At 46.4% G+C, this 23,196-nt stretch carries 14 protein-coding genes; all 14 read right to left on the bottom strand.

Annotated features, from left to right (window positions below):
• Positions 1-13: 13 nt before the first annotated feature.
• Entirely contained in the window at positions 14-448 is a 435-nt protein-coding gene (gene rpiB / locus CLIN57ABFB40_RS08835) for a ribose 5-phosphate isomerase B (protein ID WP_175629747.1), read from the bottom strand.
• Positions 448-2,457, bottom strand: coding sequence for a transketolase family protein (locus tag CLIN57ABFB40_RS08830; RefSeq protein ID WP_175629746.1), 2,010 nt, complete (start codon positions 2,455-2,457; stop codon positions 448-450). The genes rpiB and CLIN57ABFB40_RS08830 overlap by 1 nt, the downstream gene beginning before the upstream one ends.
• A gap of 142 nt (positions 2,458-2,599) precedes the next feature.
• On the bottom strand, positions 2,600-4,144 hold the full coding sequence (locus CLIN57ABFB40_RS08825; RefSeq protein WP_175629745.1) for an alpha-N-arabinofuranosidase: 1,545 nt from the start codon (positions 4,142-4,144) through the stop codon (positions 2,600-2,602).
• Positions 4,145-4,276: 132 nt separating this feature from the next.
• The gene (locus CLIN57ABFB40_RS08820) at positions 4,277-6,679 is read right to left on the bottom strand and encodes a glycoside hydrolase family 127 protein (RefSeq protein WP_175629744.1); all 2,403 of its coding nucleotides are present in this window, start codon (positions 6,677-6,679) and stop codon (positions 4,277-4,279) included.
• A 110-nt stretch (positions 6,680-6,789) separates the two neighbouring features.
• Complete coding sequence (locus CLIN57ABFB40_RS08815; RefSeq protein WP_175629743.1) at positions 6,790-8,388, bottom strand: xylulokinase; 1,599 nt, start codon at positions 8,386-8,388, stop codon at positions 6,790-6,792.
• A 22-nt stretch (positions 8,389-8,410) separates the two neighbouring features.
• Complete coding sequence (gene araA / locus CLIN57ABFB40_RS08810) at positions 8,411-9,937, bottom strand: L-arabinose isomerase (protein WP_175629742.1); 1,527 nt, start codon at positions 9,935-9,937, stop codon at positions 8,411-8,413.
• Between the two features lie 37 nt (positions 9,938-9,974).
• Positions 9,975-10,658, bottom strand: a complete 684-nt coding sequence (locus tag CLIN57ABFB40_RS08805; RefSeq protein ID WP_175629741.1) for an L-ribulose-5-phosphate 4-epimerase — start codon at positions 10,656-10,658, stop codon at positions 9,975-9,977.
• A gap of 5 nt (positions 10,659-10,663) precedes the next feature.
• The gene (locus tag CLIN57ABFB40_RS08800) at positions 10,664-11,341 is read right to left on the bottom strand and encodes an NUDIX hydrolase (RefSeq protein ID WP_175629740.1); all 678 of its coding nucleotides are present in this window, start codon (positions 11,339-11,341) and stop codon (positions 10,664-10,666) included.
• A gap of 28 nt (positions 11,342-11,369) precedes the next feature.
• Positions 11,370-13,064: a sodium:solute symporter gene (locus CLIN57ABFB40_RS08795; RefSeq protein ID WP_175629739.1), complete on the bottom strand. Its 1,695-nt coding sequence runs from the start codon at positions 13,062-13,064 to the stop codon at positions 11,370-11,372.
• 25 nt (positions 13,065-13,089) lie between these two features.
• Entirely contained in the window at positions 13,090-14,229 is a 1,140-nt protein-coding gene (locus tag CLIN57ABFB40_RS08790) for an aldose epimerase family protein (RefSeq protein WP_175629738.1), read from the bottom strand.
• 171 nt (positions 14,230-14,400) lie between these two features.
• A complete protein-coding gene (locus CLIN57ABFB40_RS08785) occupies positions 14,401-16,332 on the bottom strand; it encodes an arabinan endo-1,5-alpha-L-arabinosidase (RefSeq protein ID WP_175629737.1) in 1,932 nt (643 codons plus the stop codon).
• 21 nt (positions 16,333-16,353) lie between these two features.
• Positions 16,354-18,147, bottom strand: a complete 1,794-nt coding sequence (locus CLIN57ABFB40_RS08780) for a bacterial Ig-like domain-containing protein (protein ID WP_175629736.1) — start codon at positions 18,145-18,147, stop codon at positions 16,354-16,356.
• A 48-nt stretch (positions 18,148-18,195) separates the two neighbouring features.
• Positions 18,196-19,947 (bottom strand): RagB/SusD family nutrient uptake outer membrane protein, encoded by a 1,752-nt coding sequence (locus CLIN57ABFB40_RS08775; RefSeq protein WP_175629735.1) that lies wholly within the window; start codon positions 19,945-19,947, stop codon positions 18,196-18,198.
• A 38-nt stretch (positions 19,948-19,985) separates the two neighbouring features.
• Positions 19,986-23,195 carry a SusC/RagA family TonB-linked outer membrane protein gene (locus tag CLIN57ABFB40_RS08770; RefSeq protein WP_175629734.1) on the bottom strand — a complete coding sequence of 1,070 codons (3,210 nt, stop codon included), beginning with the start codon at positions 23,193-23,195 and terminating at the stop codon, positions 19,986-19,988.
• Position 23,196: the final 1 nt, after the last annotated feature.

Below are 23,196 nucleotides of genomic sequence, written 5' to 3'. Positions count from 1 at the left end.
ATTTATCTTTAGGCTATTTTACCGGAATCTTATCAATACGGTTCTGATGGCGTCCGCCTTCAAACTCTGTAGAGAAGAACTCTGTCAGAATCATGTCCGCTTCTTCAGTACTGATAAAACGACCCGGCATCACCAGAATATTGGCGTCATTGTGCTGACGAGCCAAGTGTGCGATTTCTGCGTTCCAGCAGAGTGCGGCACGAATTCCCTGATGCTTGTTCAACGTCATATTGATTCCGTTTCCGCTGCCGCAGATAGCGATACCGGGATAACATTCACCCGATTCCACTGCGAGGGCTAGCGGATGGGCATAGTCCGGATAGTCTACGCTTGCGGTAGAGTTTGTTCCGAAGTCTTTGTAAGCCCAGCCTTTTGCTTCCAACCAGCCGCGAACATATTCTTTCAGTTCAAAGCCGGCATGGTCGCATGCTAATCCGATTGTTTTCATTAGAGCATTGCTTTTACTTGGTTATATACGTTTTCGGCAGTGAATCCAAGTTTCTCGTCCAACACTTTGTAAGGAGCGGAGAAACCGAAAGATTCCAATCCCCAAACTTTACCGTGGCAACCTACCAGACCTTGAAGAGTGACAGGCAAGCCGGCAGTCATACCGAAGATTTTTGCGTCTGACGGAAGAACTGCTTCCTGATATTCCTTAGACTGGCTGCGGAACAGGCCTTCAGACGGAGCGGATACGATACGTACCTTAACGCCATCTTTGCGGAGCAATACTGTACCGGCTACCAATGTGGAAACCTCAGAGCCGGAAGCTACCAGAATAACATCGGGGTTTTCGTCAGAACCTGCAACGATATAAGCACCTTTGGCTGCTTGTTCGTAATCGGTTCCTGCCGGAAGGTTAGCGATATTTTGACGGGAGAAAATCAAGCCAGTCGGAGTGGACATATTTTCCATGGCGAGTTTCCATGCGATTGTTGTTTCTTCCACATCAGCCGGGCGAAGTACTAACATAGAGTTGTGTCCCTTATGGTTTTTCAGTTTCTCCATCAAGCGGATTTGTGCTTCCTGTTCTACCGGTTCGTGAGTAGGACCGTCTTCACCTACACGGAATGCATCGTGCGTCCAGATGAATTTTACGGGTTGTTCCATCAAGGCAGCCATACGTACAGCAGGTTTCATATAGTCGGAGAATACGAAGAATGTACCGCAAGCAGCGATAACACCACCGTGAAGTGACATACCGATACAGATACAAGCCATCGACAACTCGGATACACCAGCCTGGAAGAATGCTCCGCTGAAATCACCTTTCTTGAATGAATGGGTTTTCTTCAGGAAGCCGTCAGTCTTGTCAGAGTTGGAAAGGTCGGCAGAGGCAACAATCATGTTTTCTACCTGGGTAGCAAGTGCGCCCAGTACAGTGGCGGATGCGGCACGGGTTGCGTTGCCAGCTTTCTGTTCGATAGCAGCCCAGTCCACTTTCGGAGCTTTGCCGGAGAAGAAAGCTTCCAATTTGGCAGCCAGTTCCGGATTGGCTTTTGCCCATGCGGCTTTCACTGCATATCTTTCAGCTACGATTTTCTTCAGTTCTTCTGCACGTTTTGCATATAGTTCGGCTACTTCCGGGAAAATGACAAACGGGTTGGTTGGGTCACCGCCCAGGTTGTTGATTGTATTTACGTAAGCGTCACCACCGAGCGGAGCACCGTGAGTAGCGCAGTTGGCTTCATAGCTGCTGCCGTCTGCCTTGCGAGCGCCTTTACCCATTACGGTCTTACCGATAATCAGTGTCGGGCGTTCCTTTTCAGCCTGTGCTTCCTTGATGGCAGCACGGATTTCGTCAGGGTCGTTACCGTTGATGCTGATTACTTTCCATCCCCATGCTTCATATTTCATGGCTGTGTCTTCAACGGTCACATCTTTTGTTTCAGTAGAAAGCTGAATGTCGTTGGAGTCATAGAACATAATCAGGTTGTCCAGTCCCAGAGCACCGGCAATACGTCCGGAACCTTGAGAGATTTCTTCCTGGATACCACCGTCGGAGATGTAAGCATAGATTGTCTGGTTCATCACCTCGTCGAAACGGGCTTTCAGGAATTTGGCGGCAATAGCAGCACCTACGGCGAAAGTATGTCCCTGTCCCAGCGGACCGGAAGTATTTTCGATACCACGCATGATGTCTACTTCAGGGTGTCCCGGAGTAGGGCTTCCCCATTGACGGAATTCTTTCAGTTCATCCAAAGTGAATTTTCCTGTCAGTGCCAGTGTAGAATAAAGCATCGGGGACATATGGCCCGGGTCGAGGAAAAAGCGGTCACGTCCTTCCCAACGGGGATTCTCGGGGTCGTATACTAGAAACTCAGAAAAGAGTACATTTACAAAGTCAGCACCACCCATGGCGCCCCCCGGGTGACCGGAATTGGCTTTTTCAACCATTGAAGCAGCAAGAATACGGATATTATCCGCTGCACGATTCATAAGTTTGTTATCGTTCATATCATTAAAATTTAATTGATTTCTGTCAGATTGCTGGCAAAGATAACTCTTTATGTGGATTTAACAATCCAAAAGTGCCATCTTTTTTATTACCATTTTAACAGTCTTCTTGTTTGTGGTACAATAAGTAACAGCCCTTGAATTACTGTAACTCTAAAGTAACAATAGACTTAGCAGGAAGTTTTACCTTCATTGTACCTTTATTGATTTTTACCTCTTTGAAAGGTGCAGGTTTTACAATATCAGGATTTTCAAAAGAATTGTAATCGGTCAGTTTGGCTGAGGTCAGGATTTCTCCGACAGCTTTTTTCGCTTTTGTATCCCCGAGGTTGACGGTTATTTCCTGTGCTTCGTCAGCGTTCACATTCGAGAGGGAAATATGGATAACTCCGTTTTTGTCTTTTGATGCGGTTGCGCTCACCATAGGCACGGTGCGGTTGTCGCGTACGTTCATCTTTTCACAGTTCAGCTCGATTGGGAGATAAGTGGCATCCTGATGTACTTTGTACATTTTGAAGACGTAATAAGTAGGAGTGAGCACCATCTCTTTGTCTTTCGTCAGAATCATGGATTGGAGTACGTTGACTATCTGTGCGATGTTTGCCATCTTCAGGCGGTCGGTGTATTTGTGGAATACGTCAAGGCTCAAAGAGGCAACGAAAGCGTCACGCAGTGTGTTTTGCTGGTAAAGGTGTCCGCGGACGGTTCCCGGTTCTTCATCCCACCAGGTTCCCCATTCGTCAAGCAAGAGGGCGATTTTCTTGTCCTTATCATATTTGTCCATGATGGCGCAATGTTTCTTTAGTACGTCTTCTACCTCAAGGCATTTGCCCATTGTCCAGTAATAATCGTCCTTATTGAACTGGGTTGCGGATGTTTTACTGCCGCTCCATCCCGTTACTGTGTAGTAGTGCAGAGAAAGACCTTCCATACGATGTCCTATGCGATTCATCAATACATCTGTCCAGTTGTAATCGTAGTCACTGGCACCGCTGGCAATTTTGAACAGGCGGTTGCCGTCATAGTTACGGCAATAGGTGGAATAACGGCGATAGAGGTCGGCATAGTACTCCGGACGCATGCTGCCGCCGCATCCCCAGCTTTCATTACCTACACCGAGGTATTTTACTTTCCATGCCTTGTCACGACCGTTCTTGCGGCGGAGATTTGCCATTGGAGAATCACCGTCCGATGTCATGTATTCTATCCATTTGGCAAGTTCTTCCACCGTACCGCTGCCTACATTTCCGCTTACGTAAGGTTCGCAGCCCAACATTTCGCAGAGATTCAGGAATTCATGTGTACCGAAGCTGTTGTCTTCGATTGTTCCGCCCCAGTTATTGTTAACCATCTTCGGACGGTTTTCTTTCGGACCGATACCGTCCATCCAGTGATATTCGTCGGCGAAACAGCCGCCCGGCCAACGGAGAACGGGGACTGCCAAGTCTTTCAATGCATTGAATACGTCCGTGCGGTATCCTTTGATATTAGGAATATCCGAGTTTTCGCCTACCCATAGACCACCATAGATGCATGAACCCAGGTGCTCGGCAAATTGGCCGTAGATTTCTTTCGGGATGATTTCTTTGCCTTGGTCGGCATGTACGGTGATGGTAGCGCTCTTTTGTGCGGAAAGAGATACCGATGCTGCCAGAAAGACCGTGCTGGCTAATAGTTTTGCTTTCATAAATGGTATTTGTTTAATGATTATTTTTTTACCACAGATTACGCAGATTATCACAGATTGATTTTATTCTGATTACTATCATGTTATAACCCATAAATAATCTGTGTTAATCCGTGTAATCTGTAGTGACTTCTATTTTAGTAAACGAACTTCATAAACGGCAGAGGTCCATTCTGTCCCGTCAGGGATAAAACGTATCGGACAACTACCCGTATTCAATTTTTGAGGTAGAACGTATGAAAGGGTTATGAAACCGTCTTTATCCGCTTCGCTGATAGTCGGATGGACAGCCAACTTTTCGTCATTCAGAAGAATAGCCACTTTATTGCAGTCGTCTTTTTGTACCATGATTAAAATGCGGCTTGCTTCCTCTTTCACTTTCAGCTGATAGCCGAACCAACCTTTGGCACGTCGGAAATGTCGGTCTTTATTCGTTCCTGTTTCTGCCTGCTCATATTGGATGCCATGGTCAGACTCCGGCTGCTGTTCGCCAGGGAAGATAAGGTCAATGGTTTGATTAGCCAATTCCGTTGCTTTTCGTTCAGCCGTTGCCATCTCTTCTTGAATCGCTTTAAACTGCTCTTCGCTTGCCTGCTGGAAATAAACGGCATAGCGGGAATTATGCAGACGGAAGAACGGAACGAGTTCCAATGCTTTGCCTTGTGCAGGATAAACCTCTCCGTTATAGCTGAAAGTAATCCGGCTATTCTGTTCTTTCTGAAGAGACTTGCAGATTGAATCTGGATTTCCTATCAGCATCGGGACTTCTTGTAAAGGAATCTGTTTGCCATGAGCGATATGGCCGCCACGACTGTCATCGGCATATAAACCATCAAGATGTTCAGTGCCTGTGGAAGCTGCAAGAACAATCGGACCATATAAGAAAGCATAATAATCTTTCTTGTCGGGAATCTGTTCTACGCTGACTTTCATACGCAAGTGGAAAGTAACGATATCCCCTTTTTTCCATTTGCGGGAGAGAGGAAGATATCGGTTACCTTTTGCCATAACGAATATTTTTCTTTTTCCATTGATGCTGACTCTATATCCTTTGGATTGGTTCGCCCATTCTGGAATACGTATCATTAAAGTACGTTTTTTCTTAGGGGCTTCATCTATTCGTAAGGTTACTTTGCCGTCATCGGGGAAACGGGTTTCTTGTGTCAAAATAATGCCTTGCTCTTTCCAGGTCAGTTGTGAAGGAATGAAGAGATTGACATAGAGCGTATCTTTCTGATGCGCATAGATGAATTCACCGTATTTGGTGTGATTCTCCAGGCCTGAACCTACACAGCACCACATAGATGTTTCCGGTTGTGAGTACACACGATAGTGTCCCGGACGCATAGGAGTGAAGTAGACAAATCCACCTTTATCCGGTTCTTGTGACGCTAGAATATGATTGTAAAGCGCACGTTCGTAATAGTTTACGTAGTTGGGGTCGGGTTCGTTTGTTTGATTCGGATTGTGAGAATTCTGATAAAGCATTTTAGTTAGACGGAGCATGTTGTAAGTATTACAGGTCTCCGGTCCTTGAACATCGTTCAGCATGGACATGAAGTTATCCGACGGATGGAAATGTTCGCGGACGCTATTTCCTCCAATGCAAACAGAACGGTGATTGACTACCGTGTTCCAGAAAAAACGGGCGGCATGATCCCACTCTGCAGCATGATTCCAATTCTTGTCGTCTTGTGAAAGTTCGGCTATTCGCTTGTAGCCGATCACTTTCGGAATCTGTGTGTTGGCATGCATTCCCGTCAATTTGTCTTCCTCTTTGATAAGCGGGTCTAAGATAAGCTTGTGAGAGAAACGGCGTGCTAGTTCCAGATACTTCTTGTCGCCTGTGATTTCAGCCACATCGGCGAAAGTCTCGTTTAATCCGCCATGTTCGCTACGAAGCATATCTTGTATTTGTTCGTCGCTCAAGCCGGAAGTGATGTCGATCATCCAGTCTGTAAAAGCAATAAGCATTTGGCGTGCAAGATCGCTTCCTGCATAGAGATATGCATCCCGCAATCCGGCGTAAGTCTTATGTATATTGTATAGAGGCACCCATTTGCCGTTAAGGTCGAAACCACCGGCACGGATATTTCCCGCTTTAATTTCTTTCCATAGTTGGAGACTGCCCGGAGTGCCGCCGATAAATCCTGTGCCGACAGCTTGCTGTGCACGGTGAAGTTCGTTCAACATATAGTTGAGACGGTTGTAGACTGCGGTGTCTCCGGTCGCGGCATACATCATGGAGAGGGCGGATAAATAATGTCCGCCTATGTGCCCGTCCAGTCCTGTGTTTTCCCAATTGGTGTAGCTCGGAGCTTTGGGAGTCAGTCCTGCTTCACGAAGGAAAGGGGCGAGCAGGCGGTCGGGATTCATTGATAATATATAATGTAAATCAGTCTGTTGGGCTTGCAGAAAAGGACTGTTCAGCAGTTTCACATCTTGTAGGGGAAAGTACGAAACTTGTTGCCGGTTTTGTGCTTTTCCCAATGAAACGGATAGAATAAGGGCAAGTATGAACGAGGTGGTTTTCATGATGGTAGATTTCCCCTTATCCCTCTCCAAACGGAGAGGGGATGGGGATAGTTTATGTTAATACTTAAAATGATGATTGAGAAAGGAGCGAAGAAGCCCCGTGATGTGGCTTATTTGAATTTAGCTGCCGCTTCCTCAATTGGCAATCCAGCCTTGTAGTTTTCAATGTATGCGTTAAAACCGGCTACATCTTCGGGCACGGGAGATATTTCGACACCGGCGTCACCGACAAATACATTTTCGTCCAGGAAATCGGCAAGGGATTGTTTCTTTTCATTGTTCACGAGGTAAGAGCCTAACAGGGCAATGCCCCAGGCGCCACCTTCACCTGCTGTTTCCATTACGGAAATAGGTGAGTTGATGGCTGCTGCAAGCACTCTCTGACCTACTCCTTTGGTCTTGAATAATCCGCCGTGTCCTGTAATTCTGTCAACTTTGACTTTCTCTTCGTTGAACAGAATGTCGTTGCCAATCTTAAGAACTCCGACTGAGGCGTATAAATGAGTACGCATAAAGTTTGCCAGGCTGAACTTGTCATTTGCCGAACGTACGAATAGCGGTCTTCCGTCAGCAATACCCGTTACAGGTTCGCCGGAGATGTAATTGTAGGAGAGAAGACCACCGCAGTCGGCATCACCAGTGAGTGCAATATTGTAGAGCTTGCTGTAAATTTCATCCATATTCACAGGGATGCCCAAAAGTTCCTGGTATTCTTTGAACAGGTTAACCCACGCATTGAGGTCGGACGTACAGTTATTGCAATGTACCATAGCTACGGGACTTCCGTCGGGAGTAGTAACCATGTCAATCATTTCGTACGGCTTCGATAATTCTTTCTCTAATACAATCATAGAGAATGAGGAAGTACCTGCCGATACGTTTCCGGTACGTTGCTTGACGGCATTGGTTGCAACCATGCCGGTTCCTGCGTCTCCTTCCGGCGGGCATACCGGTATTCCTGCTTTCAGATGACCCGAAACGTCGAGTTTCTTACTTCCTTCCTGCGTGAGAACACCGGCATTTTCACCTGCCGATAATACTTTAGGCAGAATGTCTTCCAGCTTCCAGCCGTATTCCTTTGGAGCAACGAGATTGTCGAACTTTGCCACCATTTCTGCGGAATAGTTGTTGGTAACCGAGTCTATGGGGAGCATACCCGATGCGTCGCCGATGCCCAACACTTTCTCACCTGTTATCTGCCAATGCACATAACCTGCAAGGGTTGTCAGGAATTTGATGTCTTTGACATGCGCCTCATTGTCCAGGATAGCCTGATACAAATGTGAAATACTCCATCTCAGAGGAATGTTGTAGACAAATAGTTCGGACAAGGCTGCCGCAGCTCGACCTGTATTGGTGTTTCTCCAAGTGCGGAAAGGCACGAGGATTTCTTCTTTTTCATTGAACGGCATATAACCGTGCATCATGGCGCTGACACCGATAGCTGCCAGGTTCTCGATTTCCACGTCACCGTATAAGTTCTTTATATTGGAACGAAGGTCGGCATAGCAATCTTGCAAACCTGACCAGATGGCTTCAATGCTATAAGTCCAAAGTCCGTCTACCAACTGGTTTTCCCATGTGTGGCTGCCTTGAGCGATTGGCTTGTTTTCCTGGTCAATCAAGACTGCTTTTATTCGTGTTGAACCGAGCTCTATACCCAGAATGGCTTTGCCTGTCTCGATTGTTGATTTTGCATCTAATTTCATATTGAAATCAATATTTTAAGGTTTAGCAAAGCGCCTTATTCAGCATGTAATACACCTCGTTCATGCGCAGTTCTTTCTTGAAGCAACTGATAGTAGTATCTTTGTTGATATGTACCATTTCGATGCCTGCAATTTCCGCATAGTCTTCCCAGTATTCGGCTGTCAGGTCGTAAGAGAAGCAAGAGTGGTGGGTACCACCTGCCAGAATCCATGCACCTGCACCTACTTCAAGGTTAGGCATCGGAATCCAAAGAGCGGAAGCAACCGGCAATTTAGGCAGCGGTTTCGGCTCGATACATTCTACGTCGTTTACAATCAGGCGGAAGCGGTTACCCATATCTACTATTGTAGCAGTACATCCTGCACCTGTCTTTGAAGTAAATACCAATCTTGCAGTTTGGCTCTTGCGGATACCTATACCGAGGAAGTGTACTTCCAGGCGAGGTTTGTTGGCAGCAATAAGCGGACAGATTTCCAACATGTGTGACTGTAGGATAGAGCTGTTGGCACCGTCGAAGTTCAGTGTATAATCTTCAAGGAATGAGCAGCCTTTCGGAAGTCCCTGATTCATTACCCATACAGTACGGTAAAGAGCAGCCGATTTCCAGTCGCCTTCAGCACCGAATCCGTAGCCTTCCGCCATCAGGCGTTGGGAAGCCAATCCCGGAATCTGGTCAAATCCGTTGTATTCGATATCGCCCAAATCATCAAAGTTGGTAGTGAATCCTTTAGCGCCTTTAACTTTCAGAATGGCACGGATGGCAAGTTCTGCTTTAGCTGCGTTCCATACTTTTTGATAAGCTTCGGTCGATTTGTCTTCCAAAGAAGAATCGTGGTCGTATTCCTTGAAGTAAGTAGCCACCAGTGCATCTACCTCTTCATTCTTGATTTCTTTGTGATATTCCATCAGTTCGCTTACCGGACAGTAGTCTACGTGATAACCCATGCGTTGTTCAGCTTCCACTTTGTCACCATCGGTTACGGCTACATTGTTCATCTGGTCGCCGAAACGGATAATCAGCATATCCTGAGAGTCTGCCCAACCGGCGCAAACGCGCATCCAACCGGCAATCTTGTGCTGTGTTTCTTCTTCTTTCCAGTAACCTACCACTACTTTGCGACGGATACGCATACGGGTACAGATGTGCCCGAATTCACGGTCGCCATGAGCTGATTGGTTCAGGTTCATGAAATCCATGTCCATTGTATCCCAGGGAATTTCCTTGTTGAACTGGGTGTGCAGGTGCAGCAACGGTTTTTTCAGTTGTTGCAGACCGTGAATCCACATTTTGGCAGGAGAGAAAGTATGCATCCAAGTGATGACACCGATACATTTGTCATCGTTGTTAGCAGCTTTGAAAACAGTTTCCACCTCTTTGGAAGAGTTGGCTGTTCCCTTATATACCACTTTAACAGGAAGTTTGCCGGATTCATTCAGTCCGTTCACCATTTCATTAGAGTGTGCGTCTACTGCGATTACTGCGTCACCTCCGTACAAAAGCTGTGCTCCTGTTACGAACCATACTTCATATTGGTCAAATGCGTTCATATCTTTATTCAATTTTAAGTTGTTAATCTTTCATTATTTATTGTCCGTAATAAGCGTTCGGACCATGTTTGCGGCTGAAATGTTTTTCCACCAGCAACGGGTTCATTGTCAAGTTCGGGTTGACGGCATAAGCAATGCTTGCCATCTTGGCTACCTGCTCCATCACTACGGCATTGTGCACTGCATCGTGGGCGTCCTTTCCCCAGGAGAAAGGACCGTGGTTCTTCACTAGAACTCCCGGTGTATGTACGGGATTCAATCCTTCGAAACGTTTCACAATCACATTTCCAGTTTCCAGTTCGTAGGCACCCTTCACTTCCGTTTCCGTCATGTCTGCCGTGCAGGGGATGGCGTCATGGAAATAATCAGCATGAGTCGTTCCTATATTCGGAATGTCACAACCGGCCTGTGCCCAAGCTGTCGCATAAGTAGAGTGGGTGTGTACCACTCCGCCGATTTCCGGGAATGCTTTGTAGAGTACTACGTGAGTGGGAGTATCTGAGGAAGGCTTCAGTCGTCCTTCAACGACTTTGCCTTCTAAATCCACTACTACCATATCTTCTGCTTTCATATCATCATAACTTACACCGCTGGGCTTGATTACTACCAGTCCGCTTTCACGGTCGATGGCAGAAACATTTCCCCAGGTAAAGATGACTAATCCATGCTTTACCAATTCGAGATTGGCATGAAACACTTTTTCTTTCAGTTCTTCCAGCATATTGATTATAATTTAAATTTCGGGTCTTTGCGGTAAACTTTGCTGTTAAACTTATACAAGGCTGCACCGCGCTTAGAACCCAGTTTATCTATTTTGTCCGTCTTTTCTACGTAGTCCATTCCTGCAACACGCTTGCGGAAATTCCGCTTGTCCATCTCCTCACCGTAAATGGCTTCATACAGGCTTTGCAATTGAGACAATGTGAAGAGCTTCGGCAATAAATTGAAACCGATTGGCTTGGAAGATGCTTTCTGTTTCATTAACTCTCGTGCTTGTGCCACCATTTCAGGGTGGTCGAAAATCAGTTGGGGGAGTTCATTGATATTAACCCAGTAAGCATTGTGTTTCTTTACCAGTTTCCGGTCGTATTCATTGATGTTGATGAGCGCATAGTATGCAACGGAAATTACCCGTTCTCCCGGGTCGCGGTCAACCGCCCCGAAGGTTCCCACCTGTTCCATATACACGTTTTCCAATCCTGTAAGCTCCGCTAGTACACGTTTGGCAGCATCGTCCACGCTTTCATTGTTTTGCACGAACCCTCCCATCAATGACCATTCGCCCATTGCCGGTTCAAAATTTCTTTTCAACAACAGCAGGTTTAATTCGCCTTCGTTAAAACCGAAGATAATACAGTCGATACCAAGATAGAAAGTAGGATTCGAGCTATAATAGTTATTCATTGTTTTGTTAATATGAGTTTTTATTTAATTACCAGAAATACCAGTAGAATGCACCTGTGATAGCCAGGATAATAACTGTATGGATAATATCCCAGTGATTCCAGCTTGCACGTGTAGCCGCTTTTTGTTCTTTGGTAGCCGTACCGAATACCAGTCCCTGGATTTTTTCGGTTGTCGGGGCTTCTGTTGCCAGGCTGACTACGATTACTACGATGATACAGAATAGGAACATCCATCCGCAGAAGAACAACCAGTTCATATCGTAGAACAAATATTTGAATGTAGAGTCTGCTACTTCACCGACATTACTGTAATATACTTTAGCCCCTAAGCGGGTTAAACCAATCACCATACCCGAAATCAATCCCCACATACCACCTTGGGCGGAAGTACGCTTCCAGCAGATTCCCAATAAGAAAGCTGCGGCAATACCCGGAGCCAGTACAGACTGAACGTCCTGCAAATATGTGTAAAGTACATCGCCAACGCTACGCATGATGGGAATCCAAAGAATACCCAGAATTACGATAACAACTGTTGCAATCTGACCGATACCTACCAGTTTCTTTTCCGGTGTTTCCGGTCTGAAACGCTTGTAGAAGTCGATTGTAAACAACATGGCAGATGAGTTAAATAAAGAAGCCAAAGAACTCATCAGAGCGGCAAGAATACCACATACTACCAAACCTTTCACACCGGCAGGAAGTAATTTAGCTACTAATGTCGGGAAAGCTGCATCGGCATTTGCATTGCCGTTCGCGAGCATCGGAAGGAAACCTTCACCACCGGCACCGATATATTTCTGATGTAAAGCAAAAGCAATCATACCCGGAATCAGGAACAGGAATACAGGCAACAGTTTCAGGTAAGCGCCGAAGATAGTACCACGACGGGCTTCCTTTTCATTCTTTCCGGAAAGCACACGTTGTACGATAAACTGGTCAGTACACCAGTACCAGAAGCCGATAATAGCAGAACCAATCAAAGCACCCAGCCAGGGGAAGTTTGCATCATCATTACTACGAATGAGGTTAGTCATTGTATCACCGTAATCATTTACAGTTACAGCACCACAAACTTTCATCATTTCGTCCCATCCACCGAGTTCTTTGAAACCAAGCACAAGGATGATTAATGAACCTAACAGAAGGATAGGGGTCTGTAGCACAGAAGTGTACAATACGGATTTCATACCACCGAAGATTGTATAAAGTGCAGTCAAGAGTACCAGACCGATTGCTGCAATCCAGAAGAAGTCGATTCCCCAAAGTTCTTTGATACCGAATACCTGTTGGAATACCAAACCACCGGCATATACGGTAACAGCCACCTTAGTCAATACGTAACTTACTAAAGAAATAACTGACAAGATGGTACGTGACTGAGGATTATAACGGCGTTCCAGGAATTCAGGCATCGTATATACCATGCTTCGTGTATAGAAAGGAACGAATACCCATCCCAAAATCAAAATCATCCATCCCTGGATTTCCCAGTGTGCCATAGCCATACCGCTGGATGCTCCGGCTCCCGCCAGTCCGATTAAATGTTCCGAACCGATGTTTGATGCAAAGATAGAGGCGCCGATTGCGAGCCATGTCGCGTCGCGTCCGCCTAAGAAATAATCTGCCGAGTCATTTTGTTTTTGTCTGACTACCCAGACGATAATACCGATCAGAGCCAAAAAGAAGACTCCAATTACTACCCAATCTAATGCTTCCACAATAAATATGATTTATAAGTTAATATTATTTCTCTACTGAGAATTTGAAAATACATTCGCTGTTGTATGTTTGTCCCGGTTCCAGAACCACTGAAGGCCAGTCTGCCTTGTTGGGACTGTCAGGATAGTGCTGTGTTTCCAGACATACGGAAGCACGTTGGTTGTAGACGATACCTTTCTTTCCGGTTACGGTTCCGTCGAGGAAGTTGCCTGTATAAACCTGGATACCCGGTTCGTTGGTATAGACTTCCAGGGTAATACCGCTTTCAGGAGAAGTCAGTTTGGCTGCTACCTGGGAAATGTCGCCTTTCGTGTTCAGTACCCAGTTATGGTCATATCCGTTTCCGTTCTTCAACTGGACGAAATCGTAGTTGTTGATTTCCTGTCCTACTGCTTTTGGAGTAGTGAAGTCCATCGGAGTGTCTTTTACTGGGGCTATTTCGCCTGTTGTCATAAAGGTACTGTCTACTGGAGTGTAGTAGTCTGCGTTTACATACATGATATTATCAGTTGAAGCTTTTGACGGATTACCTGCCAGGTTGAAGTAAGAGTGGTTGGTCATGTTGATAATCGTCTTTTTATCAGTAGTAGCGCTATATTTAATGTCGATAGCGTTATCTTCGGTCAGTTGGTAAGTCACTTTAGCTGTAACATTGCCCGGGAAGTTTTCGTCACCATCGGGTGAAATACGGGTCAGTTCCAATGTCATAGGGTCAATAAGGTTGGCTTCATAAACCTGATATTGCCAGCCTTTCGGACCGCCGTGCAGACAGTGACCGAAGTTATTTTGCGGCAACTGGATAGTGTCACCGTCTAAGACAAAACGTCCTTGGTTGATACGGTTGGCATAACGTCCGATAGAAGCGCCGAAATCGCTCGGTACATTAATATAATCAGCAATGCTGTCAAAACCTAAAACTACATCCTGCATCTTTCCGTTTTTGTCCGGCACCATGATAGACACGATGCGTCCCCCGAAGTTAGTGATGCATACTTCCATGCCTGCCTTATTCTTTAATGTATAAAGATTCGTTTGGGCATTGTTCACTTCTGTTTGAAAATTTACCGGATCAAGACCGGATAAAGTCAGCTCGGAAGCCGGCTTGTTATTGCATGCTGACAGCATCAGTGCTGCAATTCCTGCAAGTAGAAAATGTTTTTTCATGGTTTTATTTTTAATGTAAATGAGATGCTTATCTTAATTTGGGTGTAAAAGTAACACTTTCGTTCGGTGTATCAAATACACTCTTATATGTTATGCAGCATAAAAGAGAAAAAAACTGCTTCCGGGTATCAAAATTCCGGAAGCAGTTTCTTGAAGATTATCAATGAGCGTTTATTGGATTTTCTTTCCCCAATAAGTCTTTTGTGTACCGTGGGCAGCATAAACGATGGTATGCGTTCTGGGAGTAACTTCCCAGTCTACTTCACGTTGCAGGTAAAGTACGACTCCGGAACTTGTTGTTATTGTTTGTGCGGCTTCATCAAATGTCCATGTGGCACTTTTCCAGCTGCCTGTAGTTATTTTATGAGTACTGAGGTCGTAAGTCATTGTTTCGGAAGCCCTTTGAGTACTTACACCGGCTGCCGTTAATGCCAAATGTTCCCAATCTCCTGCTATTTCAGCTTCTGTGATAGGTACTTGTGGCACTGCTCCGTATCTTTCGGGCATAACGAGAGGCCAGCCATTGGCATCCCAACGGATACTGCGGACATGTCCCATCATGATAGCATTTGAGTGTTCATTTCCACCCACATTCACAGGGAAACGCCCTTGAGAGGTATAGAACCAGTTGCCTTCTCCATCATCGAATATACCACAGTGAGAGATACCTACCCAACCGTAGCTATTATTGAACTTGTAAGGGGCAGTCAGTATCGGATATAGCTCGCCGTTACCCATGGCAGAGTTTCCGTCTATATCTACGTAAGGCCCATCAATGTTGGCAGAGCGGCAAACACGTGTGTTGTATTCTACGGATAATGTGCCATAAGCCAGGAAAAGATAATAATAACCGTTGCGATAAATAATTTCCGGTCCTTCAGATGCTTGCCAGCGGCTGCTACCACGTTTGGCTATGATTTTTCCATAGCCGGAGTTATCATCTCCCGTAATATTCCAGGGTTTGCCTAAAGCATTTAGTGGCTTGCCATCTTCCGGATTTAGTTGTAAAGCAGCGATACCACTGTGCCATGAGCCATAGATCATCCAGTGTTCTCCGTTCTCAGTAATAATATAGGTCGGGTCGATAGCATTGATCTTGAAATAACCGTTCCAATCGCCGGTACTTGGACGTAAGTAATCCGTTTTGCCTTTATCACTGGCAGAGCAAACAACGAAACCCTTGTCTTCCCAGATATTGCTTGCCGGGTCGGCTGTTTCCATCAGTCCGATGAAGGCGCGTTCGGTCCATGAACCGTCGAAGTTTCCGTTGTTTTCTATTTCCGGTTTGCCTGTTTTGATGTAGTTGGTAATCACGATGGAGTAGTACATCCGGTATTTGCCGGTAGCAACTTTGCGGGCAACCGGAGCCCAATAACCATAAGAAGGGCTTTCGATAGGCTCCAGTCCCATTTCTTCACGATAGGCATTCAGCTTCTCTTTAATCCAAGTAGGAGGAGTTTCGGTCATGGTTGCTCCGAGATATTCCCAGTTGACAAGGTCACGTGAACGCCGTGCATGGAAATGTCCGTTACCGGAGTGTGCATTTCCGTAAGAAGCATCTGTCTGATACATATAATAATATCCGTCATCTGCTTTCATCACTGTGGGGTCATGAACGTTGGCCAAGTTCCATTTACTGCGTTGGTTCCAGGCAGCTATGTCCACGTAATTGTCTTCATAGGTGGGTGCCACGTAGTTTTTGAGTTGTTCGTCAAGGCTTTGGCTTTCTGTTGTTGCCGTGAGCACATCCGAATAGGTATAACGGCTGTTACCGTAGACATAAGCACGGATATAGTAAGAGGTATTGCCCGTCAATCCGGAAATCGTGGCGCTGAAATTCTCGTCGGCATCCACTATGTTATCTTTGATGGTTGGGTTCTGTGCATTGACACTGTAGCAAAAGCCCTTCTTGACTACGTTATTCAGATTGCCAGTGATCGATGAAGTGACAGTCAGCGAGGTGCCTGTGGTTGCAGTTACTTCGGGGGTGGCTATGGCTATATCGCTGTTTCTATTGTATTCGATATTGTCCAGCCCATCGGAGCAAGCTGCAAAAACAAAGACCGTCAGCAGGGATATTAATAAAAATGTTAGTTTTTTCATTTGGTATGGATGATAAAGAAATTAATTATTATTGAAGACGAGATGACCACCTTCAATGGTCAATGCGAAGTTCAGGTCGCTGGGATCTACTGTGTTGATACCTAAATAGTACTGGGTAGAAGTGGTGCCTGTAGTACCCTCCATCACTGCCTGAACGTCGGTGGTGCCATTGCCGCAGTTCGTTACATAGATTGTTACTTGGGCACCATCCATTCCACTAAGCCAAGTGCCCCAGTCACCTTGTGTTCCGTTGTGAATGCAGGCTTCGTATCCAATACCGTCATCTGCATTTCCGTCCCATCCATAATTGTCAGCGCGAACCACTGCGTATTCGGCTTTATTGGTTTTACGGAGAATCACAACGAAGTTGCAATGATTGGCAGTTCTATTGCTGTGGTTAGTGAAGGTGATGGACTTTGTCTCGCCCGCAGCTACATTGAAGTCGTCTGAGAAAACTGTCCACCAACCCGTTGAGTTGTCTTCAACTCCTACCATGTTAGTTGAGTTTGTCACTGCAGAAGTTGTAGATTCAGAGACGGTAACCTCTACTGTTGCGGTGACTTCTTCTCCAGCGGTAATGGTAACGCTCTGAGAACCGGGCTTCGCGGGAACGGCGGAGAAGCTGAGTCTCGCGTTGTCGACGGTTCTTGTACTTCCATCGGTGTAAGTTGCCGTAACCACTAGACCTGTCGGGTCGAAGACCATTGTCCGGTCCGTCAAGCTCGTGGTAGCTGCCGAAGTATAATAATAGTATCGCGTGTGCGAGGGTAGGGTAGTCACTTCGATGGATGCAATCTTTTCCACAGCTTCAAAGGTAGTACTAGCCATAATCGGCTTATCGCAATTCTCACCCTTAAAGGTCTTATTGTAGATGGCCACAAGAGTTTTTACACCCGGTTGTTCCATATCGGGGATGGCAGAGAATGTGAGTTCGGCAGCTGATACGTTTTTGGTCACTCCCTCTTCAAAGGTGACGATGGCCGAGACATCAGCCATGGCTTCTTCGAGCGGAGTACCTACGTTGATTAGTTCGGGTACGTCTTGCAGCACCATCGATACCGGATTCTTGTCTTCGGCAGAAGTAAGGCCCCCAATAGGGACGATGTTGGTTTGCAAGAAGTCGATGTAAGAGCCTTCGGTAACCAAGAAGCAGCGGATATTGGCGTTGCTTGCATCGGTGTTAAGATTTTCTTCCTTGTATGGCTGTTTGTAAGTTTTAGTCACCTCGCTGTTGGTTATCTTTACGGTGAAAGCATTTTCGCTGGTGCGATCTACGGTAAGTGTCACCTTACCGCCCAATTTCTGTACATTGGTATCTATGTCGCTTTCGTCGGGACTGAAAATCAACGTACTCGAGATGTATTGCCTATCGATATAATCGCCCCACTCGGAATTGAGGGCTGCTGCGAAGTCAAAGCGGATGGCTCCGTATTCAGTGTATCCTGTACCTCCACGATCTGCATCGTTGGTGATTACAAGGACAAAGTTCTTGTAATACGTGTTATCGGCCGGGTTGATGTGGAGATTGAACACCGCATTCCACTTTTCGCCATCGGGTACCACGTAATACTTGGAGAAAGCAGCCCACCAACCGGAGGTGAAATCTGTATTTCCGATGGTGTACACATCTTCTTGCATGCCCTCAAGCACCTCCTCTTCCGGTTGTTTCTTCGAATCTTCAATTTCCTGTATCTTATCGGAAATCCAGTCGGGGGCGTTTACGTCATAAAGTTCGCCATCCGTACAGCCTGTCAATGCCAGTAACCCAAAGGTTACGGAATAGCAAGCGTATGCTATTTTTTTTAGTAATCTCATTGTCTTAATTTTTAATAGGTAATGGGTTGAAACCTTTTCTAAGTTTATTTACTTGCTTAAATCTACAACCGGACGCACTTTACACCCGCTTTCCCGGAAGTAAGTGGAGTTATCTGTACTATAGTTGGCAGAGTTGCCTTTCAGATTCGGATTGTTGTTCATCAATTGCTGCACAATGGGCAGGAATTCGTGTCCGGATATGTAGGTGTCGAAAGTGCTCTTCAGTTCAGAATCGTTTGCTATATCGCTGTAGTTCACAGGATCCTTTACTCCCACTGTAGAGCGGCGTACCGTGCCGTGTTCCTTGAGTTGCTGCAAGCGGCCGCTGTCATAGAAGAAGCCCCAGCGGATGAGGTCGAAGCCTCGGCCAAATTCGCAGCCGAACTCCTTAGGACGTTCCACATTGGCTATCTGTTCAAAGAGTTTGTCAGCCGTGTCGAAGTCTTCGAGTTTTAAGTCTGCCAGACCGACGCGCCCACGCACCTCGTTGATCCAGTCGATAGCTTGCTGTGTGGGACCATTGACCTCGTTTTCGCATTCGGCAGCACGTAGCAGCACATCAGAATAGCGCATCAGGCGCAGGTTGATGCCATCGTGCAATCCTGTAATGATAGTGCTGTACAGACCGATACGGAGATTTGTGAATTTGGCAATCGGCAAACCGCCATAAGTGTTGTTGGTCACGATGTTGTCGGTGGCTGTAAGTGTATGCGTATAAGCTACATTACCATACTCGAAATCCGCCCAGTCATTTTCGTAGGTTCCGATAGTCCAATAGAGCCTGGGATCGAGTTTACCATTGGTAGTACGTTCGCTTTTGAAGAGTTGATAGAGCCATGGAGAAGCAGAAATATCGGCCCATCCTCCGTAGTTACCGGGACCAAAGTTGCTCTCAATGGCCGAACCTTGTGTAGCATTGGGGCTTGTATTAACTGGAGTCCACTCGTCGTCGGTGCCTTGCGAACCATAGTCGAGGTACTGCACTTCGAAGAGACTTTCTGCATTGTTCTCGTATGCCGAACCTTCTCGGAAGTTATCACCATAGTTGGGCATCAGCCGATAGGTGCCGTATTTCTTGCCGATGATATCTTTCAGCACCGTGAGCGCATCGCTGTATTTCTGGCGCATCATTAAGGCACGGGCATAATAGCCCGCCGCAGCACCACAGGTGGCGCGTCCGCCAGCCCATTCACCGCCTTCATCACGGGAAGGAAGCAATGCCATCGCCTCATGGAAATCTTTTTCCACCTGATCGAGTACGTCGTTGTATGTGCTGTTGGAGGTATAAAGTCCGTCCAATGATGAATAGGTGGTATAATCTGTGATGAGAGGTGGATTCTGATAATAACCAACCAAGTTGTAGTACGATAGGCCACGTAGGAAAAGCACTTGTCCTTTGATGCGTTTCATTTTATCAGAAAGTAGGCTGTTGTCCTCACCGCAACGCGCAATGGCGAAGTTGCATACGTTGATGGTGTAGTACCATTCCCGCCAAGGCCACCATGTGATGTCCGAGGTGACTTCTGCGTTAAGGTCATCGAAAGGGAGATACCACACTTGTGAAGAGTTCCAGGCTTCATCGCCACGGCACACGTCGATGGTGTAGCCTACACGGGCATAGGAACCCTCCATACGGATGTGGTTGTAGGCAGCAATCACACTTTCCTCCAAATCATCGGCATTGAAGCCGAAAGTACTGGAGGTTTGCTGGTTGGGATTCAACAAATCCATTCTGTCACTGCAAGAAAACAGCGTGCTAAATCCCAAAATGAGAGCAAGTGAATATTTATTTAGTTTCATAAGAAATGTTTTTAGTATTTGGTACTAGATAGTAACGATTAGAATGTAAAGTGAACGCCACACATGAAAGTGCGTGCAGTAGGATAAGAACAGAAGTTGTATCCCGGGGTGAAAGTTCCTCCCGCATAGTCTACATTATAACCGTGATAGCCGGTGAATGTGTGAAGATTTTGTGCTGATACGTATAAGCGTACATCAGATACATATTTACCGAACCACTCGTTGGGGAAGTTGTAGCCTAATTCTACATTGGCAATCTTCCAGTAGGCTGCGTTCTGAATCTTGCGTGAGCTAAAGAGATCGTTCCAACCCAAGCTGGCACTGTTGGTGACATAGGTGCGTGGCACGTTGGAAAGGTAAGTGCTGCCGTCTTCGCTAAAGCGGTTGGCATCGAGCATACCCACCTCTTTGTTTCCCCAGCCGTAGCAAGAGTTAAGCGAGTTGTAGATGTCGTCGCTGACGTGATAGTTCAGCGCACCGAAGGTAGCAATGCTCAAGTCGAAACGCTTGTATTCAAAACGGGCATTAAGGCCGAAATGAATCTTAGGCATACCGCTACCCAGTACCACTTGGTCGTTGGCGTCTATTTTACCGTCGGGTTTACCGTCCGGTCCGCTTATGTCCTTATAAAGGCAGTCACCAATCTGGGCACCCTCTTGAGTGGCGTGGTTGTCCAAGTCTTCCTGTGTGCGGGCAATGCCCTCATAAGCCCAGCCGTAGAACTGGCCTATTTCTTGGCCTACATTGGTAATGTATGCTCCAGAGATGTAAGAGTCGGTACCAAAGCCTAGCGAAGTTACGCGGTTGCGCAACGTGCTGAGGTTAGCCGAAATTTCATACTTGAAGTCACGATCGCGGTTACGGTAGGTAGCCGAGAACTCAAAACCGGAGTTGTTCATCGAGGCGGCATTCATCGTAACGGTGGTATTGGATACACCGGCTTGTTCGGGAACTGGGACAGCATACAGCAGGTCTTCGCTGGTATTCTTGTACCATTCGGCTGTGAATTCCAAGCGATTGTTAAACAAGGCAAGGTCGATACCCATGTTGTAGGTCTTCTTTTTCTCCCATGCCAAGTTATTGTCCACGAAAGTGGAAACGGCAGAACCGGTCACTACGTTACCGTTGAAATTGTAAGTCATGTTGTTGCGCGACATGACAGCCTGATACATATACTCGCCGATATTCTCGTTACCGAGTTCACCATAGCTGGCACGCACCTTGAACAGGTTTACGACATTTTGGTCGAAAGGGAAGAATTTTTCCTTGTCGAAACGCCAACCCACAGAGACGGAAGGGAAAGTTCCCCAACGGATATTTCTGGTCAGGCGGGAACTGCCATCCCGGCGCACTGTTGCCGAGAATAAGTATCTGTCATCGTAATTGTAATTGATACGACCGATGTAAGAGAGGATTGAATGCTTGTATTCGTAGCTTTCAGAATACGTATCGGAAGCATTCTGGAGTTGTAGGAAATAAGGTTCGGTGAAGTTGATTCCCCATCCGGTCAGCAGGTCGGTGTCTTCTTCTTCGTAAGTCTGGCCTGCCAATACGTTGATATGATGCTTGCCTATCGTGCCATCGTAAGTAATCACGTTCTCTATTAAAGCATCCGAATAGTCGCGCGACCCTTTGGTGAGTCGTTCGTTGCTCTTGGCCAAGTACACACGGTTGCTTTGCACCCATGCCGGAATCCAAGTAAAGTCCTTGCAATGGGTTTTGCTGTAAGAGAGGTTGACTTTATAGTTGAGCTTATGATTTTTGTTGTCAACGCCAATCATTTTGAGGATATCCACATCGGCAGATCCGGTTCCCACGAAACGATCCACGCGAGTGTTGCGTTTCAGCAGGTTATTTACCAGCAACGGGTTGGAAGCGGAGATGTCACCATGCACGGTATCGTAGTATACGCCGTAGCCGTAAGCGTCATAATTGAAGTTGTTGGCGATTCCCACCAAGTTATCAAGTACCCATGTAGAAGAATCGTATGCCTTGATGGTGGGCTGCATCAGTAAGGTGCCACGCAGCACATTGGTAACATCACCATACAAGCCTTGAACGTATTCGGAAGCATTCGACAAGCCCATGTTGTCTTGGTCGGAGTGGGAGTAAACAAGGCTGGTCTGGAACTTTATGAACTTAGTCTCCATGGTGTTGTTGACACGCGCCGTATAACGTTCGTAGTTAGGACCGGCACCTTCGAGAGTCCCTTTTTGGTTGAAATAGTCTAATGATATATTATAGGTGTTATGAGCGCCACCTCCGGAGAGGTTCACATTGTGGTTTTGACGGATACCCGTTTTGAATACCTCGTCAAACCAGTTAGTGTTGGTGTCATCTTGGAAATGGTATTTTCCGGTTTCGCTGTCAAGCTTGTATCCCGTTGGCAACGGAGTGTTGGAGTTTGCGGCCGCCTGACCGATGTACTGGCTGTACTGGTCAGCATTCATTACATCATAGACACCCTTAGGGATATTATCCACACCGAAGTATCCATTGTAATCCACTTTCAGCGGTTGGTCTTTTTGTCCGCGTTTGGTAGTGATGATAATCACACCATTGGCAGCGCGCGAACCGTAGATGGCAGCAGCAGAAGCATCCTTCAGCACTTGGATGGTTTCAATATCGTTTGAGGAGAAATCGCGAATGGAAGTACCCATGGGAACCCCGTCGATAACATAAAGAGGAGAGGTGTCGCCGAAAGACCCGACACCACGGATGCGAACGGTGGGATCGGCACCAGGCTGTCCGTCGGAGGTGACTTGCACGCCGGAAACCTTACCTTCGAGCATGGTGGAGATGTTGGAGTTTGATGTCTGTTTCAAGGCTTCCGCATCTACCACGGCAACGGAACCGGTTAAGTCGGATTTCTTTTGTGTACCATAACCTACGACAACCACTTGTTCAAGCATCTTATTATCGGCTTGCAACTGGATGCCTTCAATAATAGCACGATTGCGAACAGCCACTTCACGTTCCTTGAAGCCCACATAGCTTATCAAAAGGGTAGCGTTTCCGGGAACCTCCAGTTGGAAGTTTCCGTCTAAGTCGGTGATGGTTCCGCCTTGTCCATTTTTAATCCTGACGGTAGCCCCTGGCATGGGTTCACCTTGTTCGTCGATAACCTGACCACGAACCTTGATAGTCGGAGATTGTGCTACGGTAGCCATTGCAGGTGTAGGATACACCGCTATGCCGCCAAAGGTACACAGACTAAGCATTACGGAAAAAAATAAATGTTTCCTCATT

It is taken from the genome of Bacteroides acidifaciens (assembly GCF_903181435.1).
In the GTDB taxonomy this organism is placed as follows: Bacteria; Bacteroidota; Bacteroidia; order Bacteroidales; family Bacteroidaceae; genus Bacteroides.
Note: the sequence above shows the minus strand (reverse complement) of the source record. Positions and strands in the feature narration are given on the sequence as shown.

What these genes read in the sequence shown, in the direction of transcription:
- rpiB (WP_175629747.1), bottom strand. Translation starts at nt 448, where the DNA reads ATGAAAACAATCGGATTAGCATGCGACCATGCCGGCTTTGAACTGAAA.
- CLIN57ABFB40_RS08830 (WP_175629746.1), bottom strand. Translation starts at nt 2,457, where the DNA reads ATGAACGATAACAAACTTATGAATCGTGCAGCGGATAATATCCGTATT.
- CLIN57ABFB40_RS08825 (WP_175629745.1), bottom strand. Translation starts at nt 4,144, where the DNA reads ATGAAAGCAAAACTATTAGCCAGCACGGTCTTTCTGGCAGCATCGGTA.
- CLIN57ABFB40_RS08820 (WP_175629744.1), bottom strand. Translation starts at nt 6,679, where the DNA reads ATGAAAACCACCTCGTTCATACTTGCCCTTATTCTATCCGTTTCATTG.
- CLIN57ABFB40_RS08815 (WP_175629743.1), bottom strand. Translation starts at nt 8,388, where the DNA reads ATGAAATTAGATGCAAAATCAACAATCGAGACAGGCAAAGCCATTCTG.
- araA (WP_175629742.1), bottom strand. Translation starts at nt 9,937, where the DNA reads ATGAACGCATTTGACCAATATGAAGTATGGTTCGTAACAGGAGCACAG.
- CLIN57ABFB40_RS08805 (WP_175629741.1), bottom strand. Translation starts at nt 10,658, where the DNA reads ATGCTGGAAGAACTGAAAGAAAAAGTGTTTCATGCCAATCTCGAATTG.
- CLIN57ABFB40_RS08800 (WP_175629740.1), bottom strand. Translation starts at nt 11,341, where the DNA reads ATGAATAACTATTATAGCTCGAATCCTACTTTCTATCTTGGTATCGAC.
- CLIN57ABFB40_RS08790 (WP_175629738.1), bottom strand. Translation starts at nt 14,229, where the DNA reads ATGAAAAAACATTTTCTACTTGCAGGAATTGCAGCACTGATGCTGTCA.
- CLIN57ABFB40_RS08785 (WP_175629737.1), bottom strand. Translation starts at nt 16,332, where the DNA reads ATGAAAAAACTAACATTTTTATTAATATCCCTGCTGACGGTCTTTGTT.
- CLIN57ABFB40_RS08780 (WP_175629736.1), bottom strand. Translation starts at nt 18,147, where the DNA reads ATGAGATTACTAAAAAAAATAGCATACGCTTGCTATTCCGTAACCTTT.
- CLIN57ABFB40_RS08775 (WP_175629735.1), bottom strand. Translation starts at nt 19,947, where the DNA reads ATGAAACTAAATAAATATTCACTTGCTCTCATTTTGGGATTTAGCACG.
- CLIN57ABFB40_RS08770 (WP_175629734.1), bottom strand. Translation starts at nt 23,195, where the DNA reads ATGAGGAAACATTTATTTTTTTCCGTAATGCTTAGTCTGTGTACCTTT.